Consider the following 14,572-nt stretch of genomic DNA (forward strand, 5'->3'; position numbering starts at 1 on the left):
ATAGAGAACACAGGGTGTTCTCTTTTTTTAAAGTACAAAAATAAATATATAGTTTATTACAAATTGGAGGTATAATATATGTGTAAACCTAAATATAAGAGAGTTATGTTGAAACTTTCAGGAGAAGCTTTGTCAGGAGAAAAAGGATTTGGGATAGATTTTGATATAAGTAATAAAATAGCAAAGCAAATAAAAGCTCTTGTAGATATGGGTGTTGAAGTGGGAACTGTTGTAGGTGGCGGAAATATTTGGAGAGGCAGAAATGGAAAAGAAATGGACAGAACTACTGCTGATTATATGGGTATGCTTGCAACTTGTATAAATGCCTTAGCTCTTCAAGATTCTCTTGAAAATATAGGAGTTAACACTAGAGTTCAAACTGCAATAGAAATGAGGGAAATAGCTGAGCCTTTTATAAGGAGAAGAGCTATGAGACATCTTGAGAAAGATAGAGTTGTAATATTTGCAGCAGGTACAGGAAATCCTTATTTTTCAACAGATACTACTGCAGCATTAAGAGCTGCTGAGATTGAAGCAAATGTTATACTTCTTGCAAAAAAAGTAGATGGTGTTTATGATAAAGATCCTCACAAATATGAGGATGCTAAAAAGTTTAACAAATTGAGTTACATAGAAGTTTTAGATAAGGGTTTACAGGTTATGGATTCTACAGCAACTTCATTATGTATGGATAATGATATACCTATATTAGTATTTGGATTAGATACTCCTGAAAATATAATAAAAGCCGTAACTGGAGAGAACATTGGTACAATTGTTTCTAAATAGTAAATAAAAGGGAGGTATTTTTATGATTAAAGATATTTTAAATGTGGCAAATGAAAAAATGGTTAAAACTACTGTAGTTTTGAAAAAAGAACTGGCATCATTAAAGGCAGGCAGAGCCAATCCGGCAATACTAGATAAAATAGAAGTTGAATATTATGGTACTGTTACACCTATATCACAATTAGCTAATATATCAGTTCCAGAACCTAGAATTCTTGCCATACAACCCTGGGATAAAAATTCTATTAAGGATATAGAAAAAGCTATTTTAAAATCAGATTTAGGTATAAATCCTAACAATGATGGTGAAATGATAAGGTTAATAATACCTGAACTAACAGAAGAAACGAGGAAAGATCTAGTTAAAAATATAAAAAAAGATGGGGAAGAATGTAAGGTCGCTATAAGAAGTATAAGAAGAGATTGCAATGATAAGATAAAATCGTTAAAAAAGCAGGGAGATATTTCCGAGGATGAAATAAAAAAAGGTGAAGAAGAGATACAAAGGAAGACAGATTCGTTTATAAAGGAAGTAGACAAATTAGTTGAAAATAAAGAAAAGGAAATTATGGCAATATAATAAAAAGCTACAATTAGATTGTTCATTGCTAAGTTAATTGTATGTCTAAAAACAAGATAGCATTCAAACAGAATGATATCTTGTTTTTTACTTTAGACGAAGATATAGTAACATATCTGTAGAAATATGTTTTAAAATTTAGTTTGTTGTATGCAAATTTTGAATTAAATAGGTTATTACTAGTAGAAGATGATAAATTAGTATATAATATAAAAGTATGAACTTTAAAACAGTGTAATATGGAGGTAGATGATGTTTAAGTTTTTAGATAAACAAGATGAAGGATTTAAAGTAGATAATATAAAACTTGATATGAATAATATACCAAAACATATAGCAATAATAATGGATGGAAATGGAAGATGGGCGAAAAAGAGAAAATTGCCAAGGGCCATGGGACATAAGGCTGGTGTAGAAGCTGTAAGAGAAATAGTTAAGGAATGCAGCAAGTTAAATGTAGAATATTTAACTTTATACGTTTTCTCAACTGAAAATTGGAAAAGACCTCAAGAAGAGGTTACAACACTAATGAACATTCTTGCAAAATATTTAAAGAGCGAATTTAAGGAACTAGACTCAAATAATGTTAAGATAAATCATATAGGTGATATGTCTAAATTGCCAGATATTTGTCAAACAGAATTAACAGATGCCTGTGAGAAAACTAAAACTAATACTGGACTAACTTTAAACCTTGCTATAAATTATGGCGGAAGAAATGAGATTGTTCACGCATTTAAAAACATAGTCTCTGATATAAAAGATGGCATAATTAATGAAAGTGATATAGATGAAAAATTAATAAGTAATTATCTTTACACTAAAAATATACCTGATCCAGATATAATAATAAGGCCAAGTGGAGAACAACGATTAAGTAATTTTTTACTTTGGCAGTGTGCTTATTCAGAATTTTGGTATTCGAATATAAACTGGCCAGATTTTAAAAAAGTTGACCTCCATAGAGCTATATATGATTATCAAAATAGGGATAGAAGATTTGGAGGAATAAAATAAATCTTGATGTTGTAAATTTTTAGTGTAGGAGATGATTTAGTGAATAGTAGATACCTTGGGGCAGCAATACTGGCACCATTTTTAATAGTTCTATTTGTAGGGGGAGAAATTTTAAAATATGGCATTATGATATTGTCACTTGTGGGAATGTATGAATTATATAATGTCATGAGACATAATGGAGAAAATCATCCTATAAATACAATAGGATATGCACTTTGTATAATATATTATATAACCCTGGATAAGTCTATAAATACTCAACTGGTGTTTTTTATAGTTATATTAACACTTTTCATTTTGTTATGTATGCCAGTCTTAGATCTGGGATATAATTTTATAGATGTTTCTTTAACTATGTTTGCATTTTTGTATGCTTCAGTGTTTTTTAGTTTTATAGTCCTTGTAAGTAATAAAGAGCATGGAAATTATTTTGTTTGGATCATATTTATAGCATCGTGGCTTTGTGATACAGCGGCATATTATACTGGAAAGTACTTTGGAAAGAATAAATTATGTCCAAAGATAAGTCCTAAAAAAACTATAGAAGGTTCTATAGGTGGTATAATAGGCAGTGTTATTGGATGTTTGTTTTTTGGAATCTTTATTAATTCAAGAGGAATTATTATACCATTATATCATTACATAATATTAGGATTTATATGTGGAGTTTTCGGTCAGTTTGGTGATCTTACAGCGTCTTCAATAAAAAGGCATGCAGGAGTTAAAGATTATAGCAATTTGATACCAGGCCATGGTGGAATCTTAGATAGATTTGACAGCATTTTATTTTCATCTGTTATAGTATATTATTATTTAACATTCGTAATGCAAATATAAGGGAATCCAGTTCTTACTAGATTCCTTTTTAACATAATATTAACTATAGGGTTATTGCATAAAAATCCTATAGAAAGGTGATTATAATTACTTTATTTTAAATAATAAATATGGTATATTTAATCGTGTTAAAAATCTTAAAAACTAAAATATTCTGTAATGAATTTGAAAGTTATTATTTGATATAAATTAGGAGATGTTAGATTTGAGGAAATTAGCTATACTTGGCGTTACAGGATCAATTGGAACGCAAACACTTGATGTTATAAGAAAATTTAAAGATAAATTTGAACTCATTGCTGTGTCTGCAAATAAGAATTTTGATAAAATGATAGATATAATTGGGGAGTTTAGACCTCAATTTGTTACAATGATGGATAAGGAAGCGTTTAAAAAGGTACAGTCTTATTGTGCAGAGAAAAAATTAAAAACAAACGTATTTTTCGGCATGGATGGATTAATAGAAATAAGTACACTCTCCTCTGTTGATATGATTGTTACAGCTGTAGTCGGTATGGTTGGATTGCTTCCAACTATGGCAGCTATAAAGTCAGGAAAGGATATAGCATTAGCCAATAAGGAAACACTAGTTACAGGTGGAGAGCTAGTTATAAAAGAAGCTAAAAAAAATAATGTAAAGATACTGCCTGTAGACTCTGAACATGGAGCTATATTCCAATGTCTGCAGGGAAATGACAGAACTTCTGTAAAAAGTATAATAGTAACTGCTTCTGGAGGACCATTTAGACGAAAAAAACTTGATGAGCTTAAAGATGTTACAGTTGATCAGGCGTTAAAACATCCGAGATGGAATATGGGTAAGAAGATTTCTATTGATTCAGCTACACTTATGAATAAAGGACTTGAGGTTATAGAGGCACATTGGCTGTTTAATATGGATTATGATAACATAAAAGTGGTTGTCCATCCAGAAAGTGTTATACATTCTATGGTAGAATATAGTGATGGCAGCGTTATAGCTCAATTGGCAGCTACAGATATGAGACTTCCTATACAATATGCATTGACATATCCGAATAGATATGGGGCTGTAGTTAAGAGGGTTAATTTTTTTAAACTTGGTTCATTGACTTTTGAGGAACCTGATTTAGATACGTTTAAACCTTTGAAACTTGCATATGAAGCAGGAAGGATAGGAGGTACTATGCCAGCAATTTTAAATGCGACAAATGAAGAAGCTGTAAAACTTTTTATACATAAAAAGATTAAATTCTTAGATATAGGAGATATATTAGAAGAAAGTATGAATAAGTTTGAAGTTAAAAATTCGTATAAATTGGAAGATATACTGGAAATAGATTCAAAAGTAAAAGAATATATTTGTAATAAATTCGATTAAATTGGAGGGATTTTTTTGTATATAATAGCAGCTATAATAGCTTTTGGATTGTTAATTTTAATCCATGAACTTGGTCACTTCACTCTTGCAAAATTGAATGGTGTAAAAGTTGAGGAATTTGCTATAGGTATGGGACCTAAACTTTTTAGTATAAATGGCAAAGAAACTGTATATTCTATAAGAATACTTCCTATAGGTGGATACGTTAAGATGCTTGGAGAAGAATCTGAAAGTAACGATCCGAGAGCGTTTAATAATAAAACTGCGTGGCAAAAATTGAGTATAGTAACTGCGGGACCTGTAATGAATATATTACTTGGAGTACTGTTATTTGCGATAATAGCGTCAGCAAGGGGATATGTATCTTCAACAGTAGATAAGGTTGTCCAAAATCAACCTGCAGCTATTATGGGACTTAAATCTGGAGATAGAATTGTAAAGGTAAATAATTCTAAGGTAGCACTTGGAGATGATTTTGTAACGGAGTTATATACTAATGGTGCTAAATCTGTTAATGTAACCTATATTAGAGGTGGTAAAGAACAAAACATTAAAATAACACCAATAAGAGATAAAAGTGAAAATAGGTATGTTGTTGGTATATATTTTAAAACAATTGAAAATGCGACTTTTGGTCAATCCGTAAAATATGGATTGGATGAAACTAGATCTCTCATAAAACAGACATTTGCATTTTTTAAGATATTATTTGCTGGAAGAGCATCCATGAATGATTTTGGAGGACCTGTTACGATAATAAAATTATCTGGAGCAGCTGCCAGGGCTGGAATTTTAAGCCTTATTGCTTTTGCAGCATATATAACACTTCAATTGGGAATATTTAACTTGCTGCCTATACCGGCATTAGATGGAGGATATATTTTATTATTTATATTTGAAATAATAACCGGTAAGAAGGTAAGTGATAATAAAGTTGGAGTCATTAACTATATAGGTTTTGCACTGCTGATGACTATTATGGTTTTAGTAACTATAAAAGATATATTCTACCCTATAAAAATCTAATAAATATTTATAGGGTTTGGAACTTAAGCTTGGAATTACAAACCCTATAAAATCTATGCTGTCATCTTCTAAGGTGGTAGCATTCATTATAAAGGGGATGATTTTTTGAAAAGGAAAGATACTTTTAAAATAAAAATAGGAAATACATATATTGGAGATAAAGAACCTATATCAGTTCAATCAATGACCAACACAGATACAAGAGATGCAATAAGTACAGTTGCCCAAATAAAAGAACTCGAGAATTGTGGCTGTGATATAGTAAGATGTGCTGTACCAGATATGGAGGCTGCAGATTCTATAAAAAAAATAGTTAATAAGGTAAATATTCCGTTTGTCGCAGATATTCATTTCGATTATAGACTAGCACTTAAATCTATTGAAAATGGAGTTGATGCGCTTAGAATAAATCCAGGAAACATTGGGGATATAGATAAGGTTAAAAAAGTAGTTGAAGCAGCCAAAGAAAGAAATATACCTATAAGGATAGGTGTAAATTCGGGTTCCTTAGAAAAAAATATTCTAAATAAATATGGGAAAGTATGCCCGGAAGCTCTTGTTGAAAGTGCAATGGAACATGTAATTATATTTGAAAAATTAGATTTTCATAATATTGTTATATCTATAAAATCGTCTAACGTCAATCAAATGATAGAAAGTTATAAAATTATATCAAATAAAGTCAAATATCCACTTCATTTGGGAGTGACAGAAGCAGGTACAATATGGAGAGGAACGATAAAATCGAGCATAGGTATAGGAGCCTTACTGTCACAGGGTATAGGTGATACTATAAGGGTATCTCTTACTGGTGATCCAATAGAAGAAGTTAAAACAGGCAAAGAAATTCTAAAGACATTAGGATTAATAAAAAGTGGCATAGAATTCATATCATGTCCTACTTGTGGAAGAACACAGATAGATATAATAAAAATAGCGAATGAAGTTGAAAGAAGACTAGATAATTGTAATAAAAGTATAAAGATTGCAGTAATGGGTTGTGTTGTTAATGGACCTGGAGAAGCAAAAGAGGCCGATATTGGAATAGCGGGAGGAAAAGGCGAAGGATTGATATTTAAGAGAGGAAAAATAATAAAGAAGGTTAGAGAAGAATACCTGGTAGATGAACTTATAGATCAGATTAAAAAGATGTAAATTGAATATAAGATTTGCTATATATACGTTAAACTTTAGCAGATTGTAAGATAAGTTTTTCTTGAAATAAATTATTTAGTGTGCTAAAATGGTTTTAACAAAGCTAGATAGTTTTACTGAGATTATGTAGAGTGGGTTAAAGCCCGCTCTTTCTATTTGTTAAAAACGCAGCGTTAGTTGCGTTTTTAAATTATGTATGATTTAAGTTATATCTTATTTCAAGTTATATGGTATATAAATAGGGAGGGATAAATTTATGAGTAAAGACAGTTTGAAGGATAGGCTTGGAGATCTTGTAGAGCCTATTGTATCTGAACTCGGATTTGATTTGTATCATCTTGAATTTGTAAAAGAAGGAAAAGAAAATTACCTAAGAGTATATATAGATAAAGAAGATGGAAATATATCGTTAGATGACTGTGAGAAGGTAAGTAGAGCTGTGAGTGATATGCTAGATTTAGAAGATCCGATAAAAGACAGTTATTACTTAGAGGTGTCGTCTCCAGGAATAGAAAGAACACTATATACTGAAGAACATTTAAAAAGATATATTGGATCAGATGTATCGATAAAATTATATTCTGTATTTGATGGAAAAAAACAATATGATGGAAAATTAATTGATTTTGATAAGGAAAATATAGTGGTAGATTGCACTGGAAGTAATATTTCCATTCCGAGAAATAAAGTTTCAAATGTAAGTTTAAGAGCAGAATTTTAAGGGAGGGTATTAGAAAAATGAATCAGGAGTTTATTGAAGCTTTACGAGAGATAGTTAAAGAAAAAGGAATAAGTGAAGATTTGTTGTTTACGACTATAGAAGATGCATTGGTTGCTGCTTATAAGAAGAATTATGCAAATCATGGGGCAGGAAATCAAAATGTCAAGGTTACAATGAATAGGGAGAATGGAGAAATTCATGTATATTCACAGAAGACAGTTGTTGAAGATGTGATGGATGATGTAGATGAAATATCTCTTGAGGATGCTAAAGGTATAGATTCAAATTATAATATTGATGATATAGTTAGTATAGAGGTTACTCCTAAAAAATTTGGAAGAGTAGCTGCACAGGCTGCAAAACAAGTTGTTATTCAAAGAATAAAAGAAGAAGAGAGAAGAATAGTATATAATGATTTTATAGAAAAGGAAGATGATATAATAACAGGTACTGTTATTAGAAAAGATAAGAATAATGTACTTGTTGATCTTGGAAAAACAGAAGCTGTTCTTGGACCTAATGAGCAGATGCGTGGTGAGAAATACAATTTTAATGATAAACTTAAACTTTATATTGTGGAGGTTAAGAATACTACAAAAGGAGCACAGATTGTCATATCAAGAACTCATCCCGGGCTCATAAAGAGACTGTTTGAACTTGAAGTTCCAGAAATTTTTGATGGAACTGTTGAAATAAAGGCAATATCAAGAGAAGCAGGTTCTAGAACTAAGATAGCAGTCAGTTCAAATGATGAAAATGTTGATCCTATGGGAGCCTGCGTTGGACCTAAAGGTATAAGGGTACAGAATATAGTTGATGAGCTCAAAAATGAAAAAATCGATATTATAAAATGGAGTAAGCTCCCGGAGGAGTATATAGCTAATTCTTTAAGTCCAGCTAAAGTTTTGGATGTAACATTGGATGAAGAAAGTAAATTTGCCCAGATTGTGGTAGATGACAATCAACTTTCACTTGCAATTGGTAAAGAGGGTCAAAATGTTAGATTGGCTGCAAGACTTACGGGATGGAAAATTGATATCAAAAGTAAATCTCAAGCAGATGAAGCCAGGGACATTTGTAAGGAAGATGCTAATAGTGACACTCAAAATGTTGAGGACACCGGTGATATTTTAGAATAAATTTGTTTTTAGGACTGGATGGTGAGAGTATGAAGGTGAAAAAAATACCCAAAAGAATGTGTACTGGATGCATGGAAATGAAACCTAAAAAAGAGCTTATAAGAGTTGTGAAAAATAAAGAAGATGAAGTCTTTATAGATTTGACAGGTAAAAAAAATGGTAGAGGAGCTTATGTCTGTAAAAACATAGATTGTCTAGACAAAGCGCTCAAAAGTAAAAGGCTAGAAAAAAACCTTGAAATTACTATAGATGAAGAGATATACAATAGACTTAAGGAAGAAATAGAAAATGAAAAATGACTTTTTTCAGTTCTTGGGATTGGCAAAACGTGCAGGAAAAATCCTGGAAGGTTATAATAAATGTGAAGATGGTATAAAACATCACAAGGTTTTTTTAATATTACTTACTTCAACTGTAAGTAAAAATACTCTGAATAAATTTAAGAACTATGCAGAAAAATTTAATATACCTGTAATAGAAAATATTGATGGAGATAAAATAAGTGGGTCAATAGGTGTAGATATTATAAAAGTACTGGGAATATCTGATAAAAACATAAGCAGAAAATTAATTGACATATGGAAATAAAATTTAGTTTCGGGGGTGATCTATTTGACAAAAGTAAGAGTATACGAATTAGCTAAAGAGTTAAATATATCAAGTAAAAGTTTAATAAAAATCTTACAAGAAGAATTTAATGTCAAAGTAAAGAATCATATGAGTGTTATAGAGGAAGAAGATGCTCAGTTAATTAAGGAATTATTTGCAGAAAAAAAAGATGAAAAGAATCCAGATGATGAAGAGAGCATAGAGGAAAAATATGAAGATTTAGCAGAAGAAGATCTCAAGAAGTCTTTAAAAAAGAGTAAGGTAAAGAATAAGAATAATAAAGATAAAAAAGAAGATACGTCAAAAGCTTTAGCTTCAAATAGAGATAATGTAATAGAATTAGAGGAAAGTACTATAACTGTAAAGGAATTTGCTGAAAAAATAAAAAAACAGACTACAGAGGTAATAAAACAGCTCATATTTATGGGAGTAATGGCAGCTATAAATGATGAGATAGATTTTTCTACTGCCAAAAAATTAGGAGAAAAATTTGATACTGTAGTTGTTCAGAAGGAATTGGATATTGATAAAGAAGCGGTAGAACAAGAGGAAGATGATGATGAAGATGATAATTTAGTCAGCAGACCTCCAGTTATAACAGTCATGGGACACGTTGACCATGGAAAAACTTCATTACTTGATGCAATTAGAAAAGCAAAAGTTACTAGTATGGAAGCTGGCGGAATTACACAACATATAGGTGCATATACAGTAAACTTAAATGGACAAAAGATTACGTTTTTAGATACTCCAGGACATGAAGCATTTACTGCCATGAGAGCAAGAGGTGCACAAATTACTGATATAGTTATATTAGTTGTAGCGGCAGATGATGGCATAATGCCTCAGACTGTGGAAGCAATAAATCACTGTAAAGCTGCTAATGTTCCCATAGTAGTAGCTATAAATAAGATGGATAGACCTGGTGCAAATCCAGATAGAGTTAAACAGGAATTAACTGAGTATGATCTTGTACCTGAAGATTGGGGTGGAGATGTAATATGTGTTCCAGTATCGGCCCATACAAAAGAAGGAATAGATACACTTTTGGAAATGGTTATTTTAACGGCCGAAATGCAGGAATTAAAAGCAAATCCTGATAGAAATGCGAAAGGAACAGTTGTAGAAGCCAAACTCGATAAGGGAAGAGGAGCTGTAGCAACTTTATTAGTTCAAAATGGAACACTTCATGTTGGAGATTCTATAATAGTTGGATCAACATATGGAAGGATAAGAGCTATGTTTGACGACAAGGGCAAAAAGATAAAGTCAGCAGGACCTTCCATACCAGTTGAAATATTAGGACTCTCAGAAGTACCTGCTTCAGGAGATAGATTTCATCAAGTAAAAGATGAAAAAACAGCTAGAGAAATGGCTGATAAAAGAAAAGAAAAACTTAGATTACAATATTTACAGTCAACCCACAAGGTTTCACTTGAAAACTTGTATAATCAGATAAAAGAGGGCAAGGTAAAAGAGTTAAATGTTATAATTAAAGCAGATGTTCATGGATCGATAGAAGCTTTAAAACAATCTTTAGAAAAGTTGTCTAATGAAGAAGTAAAGGTAAGAGTTATACATGGAGCAGTAGGAGCTGTAACTGGAACGGATGTAGCACTGGCATCTGCATCTAATGCAATAATAATAGCTTTTAATGTAAGACCAGATTCTAATGCAACAATTTTGGCTGAAAAGGAATCAGTTGATATAAAGACATATAGGGTAATATATAATGCAATAGATGATATAAAAGCTGCTATGGAAGGTATGCTTGAACCGGATTATAAGGAAGTTGTAATTGGAAAAGCAGAGATTAGACAGACATACAAGATTTCAAATGTTGGAACTATAGCTGGTTGTTATGTTACGGATGGTAAGATAATTAGAAACAGCAGTGTTAGAATTATAAGAGATGGAATAGTGATATTTGAGTCTGAACTTGCATCTTTAAAGAGATTTAAGGATGATGTAAAAGAAGTTGCTTCCGGATACGAATGTGGCCTTTCAATTGAAAAGTTTAACGATATAAAAGAGGGCGATGTGGTAGAAGCCTATGAAATGGAAGAAGTAAAGAAGCAGTTGTAGTTTATATGAATAGGTTATTCCTGCTTTTGGAGTGACTAGAAATGAGGTGAATTATATGGCTAAGTATAGAGGCGGAAGAATAAATGAAGAGATGAAAAAAGAGATAAGTAATATAATTCAAAATGAGGTAAAGGATCCTAGAATAACTGCAATGGTAAGTGTTACGAAAGTTGATGTTACAAAAGATTTAAGATATGCAAAAGTATATGTAAGCATTTTTGGTAATGAAGATGCTAAAACGAGTACTTTTGAAGCTTTAAAAAGTTCTGCAGGATTTATAAGAAGAGAAGTAGGACGAAAGGTTAGTTTAAGGTATACTCCTGAAATAATAATGGAAATAGATAATAGTATAGAACAAGGGATGCATATAGATAAAATTCTTCAGAAAATAAAGGATAAGCAAAATGGTAATGAATGAAGTGCTGGAAAAGATGGAGGAGAGTAATAGTATAGCGATTACTTTTCACACTTCTCCAGATGGTGATTCCTTAGGTTCTTCTTTAGCTTTAATGCAGGCATTGAGGAAAATGGGGAAGGATGCATATATATTATCAAAAGAAATAATCCCAGAAGATTTCAAATTTTTGCCTTGTTCTTGTGAAATAGATGGGAGTAAATTAAATGTAAGGCCAAATACTGAGTGTGTTATAGTACTCGATTGTGGAAATACAGATAGAATAAATGCAAATTTAGATTTAAATAATAGAGAGTATGTTTTAATAAATATAGATCACCATATGTCAAATGATTTATATGCGGATTTAAATTATGTAGATACGAATGCAGCCGCTGTCAGTGAGATTATCTATCAAATGATAAGGATAATGGGTATAGAGCTTGATAAAGAAATAGCTTCATGTTTATATACTTCGATAATTACAGATAGTGGATCATTTAAATATCCATCTACAACAAGTGTTACACATACTATAGCAGGAGACCTAATTAATACAGGTATTGATTTTAGTGAGATTCATAGAACTATATTTGATAATAAGAAATTTGAGAGAATAAAGTTATATGGAAAAGCAATAGAAAGTATGAAGTTAATAGATAAAAAAATATGTTTAATGACTCTTACTAAAGATATGCTTTTGAGTTTAGGAATTGAGGAAAAGACTAATACTTCTGATATTATAAGTTTTGCAATGCAGGTGGAAGGTATTGAGGTTGGAATTTTAGTGAAGGAAACAGATGAAGGATCAAAAGTAAGTTTGAGATCAAAATCTCGAGTTGATGTAAGGAAGGTTGCCGAAATTTTTGGTGGAGGCGGACATACTATGGCTTCTGGTTGTTCTATGGACGGAAAGAATGTATATGAGGCTGAGAAACTAATAGTTGAAGCATTAAAAAAAGAATTTAATTAAAAGAGAGATATACGTATATGGATGGAGTATTAAATATAAACAAACCAGTTGGAATTAGTTCCTTTGATGTAGTTAGAAAGATTAGAAAATTAACTGGTATAAAGAAGGTTGGACATACTGGCACTTTAGACCCGGAGGCATCAGGAGTTTTACCTGTATGTATTGGATCTGCGACGAAATTAGTTAATCATATAATGAGTGACTGTAAGGTGTATAGAGTTGAACTTATGCTTGGTGTAGTTACTGATAGCTATGATAGAGAAGGAACTATAGTTAGAAATTCAAGAGTAGATTTAAGAAATGATGAAATAAAAAAGGCAATAAAGAGTTTTGAAGGCGAAATAAATCAAGTTCCACCAATGTATTCAGCTTTGAAGGTGAATGGAAGAAGGCTTTATTCACTTGCAAGACAGGGTATAGAAATAGAAAGAGAGCCTAGAAAAGTAAAAATTTATTCTATCAATATATTAGAATTGAATCTTCCAAAAGTTATTTTTACTGTAAAATGTTCTAAGGGCACATATATCAGAAGTTTATGTTATGATATAGGTGAAAAGTTAAAGTGTGGGGGATCAATGTGGAATCTTCAAAGAATTGAAACGGGAAATTTCAATATAAGAAATTCTGTAGAACTTGATGAACTTACAAAAGATAATATATACAAATATATTATATCCATGGATAAAGTTTTGTTTGATTATCCAGAGATTCATATAGATGAAAAATATGAAAAATTATTATTAAATGGAGTAGAAATGAATAATCCATTTATTATAAGAAATATACAAAAGAATGAATTTCATAGAGTCTATATTGGAAAGGATAAATTTATTGGTATAGGAATTAGAAAAGATTCTGGATTTAAAATGACAAAGTTATTGTTACAGAGGTAGTATTAATATGATTGTAATAGAAGATAATTTTCAAAAGCATTTACAAAATAGTACATATGTTGCACTTGGAAGCTTTGACGGGTTACATATGGGACATATGAAACTTATAGATAAAACAATAAAGCTTGCTAAGATAAATGATGCAAAGAGCATGGTATTTACTTTTAAGAATCATCCTCGTATGGTTATAAATAAAGAATTGGCTCCCAAAATTATTATGGATAATAAAACTAAAATAAATGTATTACAATCTGCTGGACTTGATATAATTAATTTTGCAAGCTTTGACAAGGAATTTATGAAGATAACTCCTGAAAGATTCATAATTAACCTAGTAGAGCATTATAATGTCAAGGGAATTGTAATTGGATTTAATTATAGATTTGGATATAAGAATTTGGGCGATTTAGAACTTTTAAAGAAAATGAGTAAAAAATATGGATATTTGCTTCAGGTAGTTGAACCAGTAAAATTAAAAAACCAGATTGTAAGTAGTTCAATAATAAGAAATCTCATATCCGAAGAAGGCGATGTAAAAACTGCCAGGAAAATGCTCACAAGACCGTTTATGATTGAGGGAAATGTAATAAAAGGTAAGCAACTTGGAAGAAAATTAGGATTTCCAACTGTAAATCTTGATTATGATAAAAGATTTATACTTCCAAGGGGAGGAGTATACTATACAATTGTATACTATGATGGAAGGCCATTTAGAGGTATAACTAATATAGGTTACAATCCTACTGTTCATGATAATAAATTGAGTGTAGAAACTAATATATTGGATTTTAATAAAATTGTCTATAATGAACATATAACTATATTTTTTATAGATAGAATAAGAGATGAAAAAAAATTTGATTCATTAGAGGAATTATCAGCACGGCTAAAAAAAGACAAAATGTATGCTGTTAAGCATAAATTAGAAATTAATCTTAAAAATTAATTTACATTTGATAATATATTTGCTATAATACACTCGTGAACCCTA

General features: G+C 30.8%; 16 protein-coding genes. All 16 read left to right on the plus strand.

Translation table 11 applies throughout. The features are described 5' to 3' along the window. Window positions 1-78: 78 nt before the first annotated feature. A complete protein-coding gene (gene pyrH, locus D4Z93_RS05830; RefSeq protein ID WP_119971207.1) occupies window positions 79-789 on the plus strand; it encodes a UMP kinase in 711 nt (236 codons plus the stop codon). Window positions 790-811: 22 nt separating this feature from the next. Continuing rightward, window positions 812-1,369, plus strand: coding sequence for a ribosome recycling factor (gene frr / locus D4Z93_RS05835; protein WP_119971209.1), 558 nt, complete (start codon window positions 812-814; stop codon window positions 1,367-1,369). A gap of 252 nt (window positions 1,370-1,621) precedes the next feature. Then, window positions 1,622-2,386: an isoprenyl transferase gene (locus tag D4Z93_RS05840; protein WP_199798415.1), complete on the plus strand. Its 765-nt coding sequence runs from the start codon at window positions 1,622-1,624 to the stop codon at window positions 2,384-2,386. 39 nt (window positions 2,387-2,425) lie between these two features. After that, entirely contained in the window at window positions 2,426-3,226 is an 801-nt protein-coding gene (locus D4Z93_RS05845; RefSeq protein WP_119971213.1) for a phosphatidate cytidylyltransferase, read from the plus strand. 205 nt (window positions 3,227-3,431) lie between these two features. Continuing rightward, the gene (gene dxr, locus D4Z93_RS05850; protein WP_119971215.1) at window positions 3,432-4,586 is read left to right on the plus strand and encodes a 1-deoxy-D-xylulose-5-phosphate reductoisomerase; all 1,155 of its coding nucleotides are present in this window, start codon (window positions 3,432-3,434) and stop codon (window positions 4,584-4,586) included. 15 nt (window positions 4,587-4,601) lie between these two features. After that, a complete protein-coding gene (gene rseP / locus D4Z93_RS05855; protein ID WP_119971216.1) occupies window positions 4,602-5,612 on the plus strand; it encodes an RIP metalloprotease RseP in 1,011 nt (336 codons plus the stop codon). A gap of 105 nt (window positions 5,613-5,717) precedes the next feature. Continuing rightward, the gene (gene ispG / locus D4Z93_RS05860) at window positions 5,718-6,767 is read left to right on the plus strand and encodes a flavodoxin-dependent (E)-4-hydroxy-3-methylbut-2-enyl-diphosphate synthase (protein ID WP_119971218.1); all 1,050 of its coding nucleotides are present in this window, start codon (window positions 5,718-5,720) and stop codon (window positions 6,765-6,767) included. A 256-nt stretch (window positions 6,768-7,023) separates the two neighbouring features. Further along, window positions 7,024-7,488 carry a ribosome maturation factor RimP gene (rimP, locus tag D4Z93_RS05865; protein WP_119971219.1) on the plus strand — a complete coding sequence of 155 codons (465 nt, stop codon included), beginning with the start codon at window positions 7,024-7,026 and terminating at the stop codon, window positions 7,486-7,488. A gap of 17 nt (window positions 7,489-7,505) precedes the next feature. After that, window positions 7,506-8,627: a transcription termination factor NusA gene (gene nusA, locus D4Z93_RS05870; RefSeq protein WP_119971221.1), complete on the plus strand. Its 1,122-nt coding sequence runs from the start codon at window positions 7,506-7,508 to the stop codon at window positions 8,625-8,627. A 29-nt stretch (window positions 8,628-8,656) separates the two neighbouring features. Beyond that, window positions 8,657-8,926, plus strand: coding sequence for an RNase P modulator RnpM (gene rnpM / locus D4Z93_RS05875; protein WP_119971222.1), 270 nt, complete (start codon window positions 8,657-8,659; stop codon window positions 8,924-8,926). Next, window positions 8,916-9,215 (plus strand): ribosomal L7Ae/L30e/S12e/Gadd45 family protein, encoded by a 300-nt coding sequence (locus D4Z93_RS05880; RefSeq protein WP_119971224.1) that lies wholly within the window; start codon window positions 8,916-8,918, stop codon window positions 9,213-9,215. Before rnpM ends, D4Z93_RS05880 begins: the two co-directional genes overlap by 11 nt. A 24-nt stretch (window positions 9,216-9,239) precedes the next feature. Further along, complete coding sequence (gene infB, locus D4Z93_RS05885) at window positions 9,240-11,321, plus strand: translation initiation factor IF-2 (protein ID WP_119971226.1); 2,082 nt, start codon at window positions 9,240-9,242, stop codon at window positions 11,319-11,321. A 55-nt stretch (window positions 11,322-11,376) separates the two neighbouring features. Then, complete coding sequence (gene rbfA / locus D4Z93_RS05890) at window positions 11,377-11,739, plus strand: 30S ribosome-binding factor RbfA (RefSeq protein WP_119971228.1); 363 nt, start codon at window positions 11,377-11,379, stop codon at window positions 11,737-11,739. After that, window positions 11,726-12,688: a DHH family phosphoesterase gene (locus D4Z93_RS05895; protein WP_119971229.1), complete on the plus strand. Its 963-nt coding sequence runs from the start codon at window positions 11,726-11,728 to the stop codon at window positions 12,686-12,688. Before rbfA ends, D4Z93_RS05895 begins: the two co-directional genes overlap by 14 nt. 17 nt (window positions 12,689-12,705) lie before the next feature. Next, a complete protein-coding gene (gene truB, locus D4Z93_RS05900; protein ID WP_119971231.1) occupies window positions 12,706-13,581 on the plus strand; it encodes a tRNA pseudouridine(55) synthase TruB in 876 nt (291 codons plus the stop codon). A gap of 7 nt (window positions 13,582-13,588) precedes the next feature. Further along, a complete protein-coding gene (locus tag D4Z93_RS05905; RefSeq protein WP_119971234.1) occupies window positions 13,589-14,527 on the plus strand; it encodes a bifunctional riboflavin kinase/FAD synthetase in 939 nt (312 codons plus the stop codon). The last annotated feature ends 45 nt before the right edge of the window (window positions 14,528-14,572 follow it).

Source organism: Clostridium fermenticellae (assembly GCF_003600355.1).
Lineage (GTDB): Bacteria > Bacillota > Clostridia > Clostridiales > Clostridiaceae > Clostridium_AV > Clostridium_AV fermenticellae.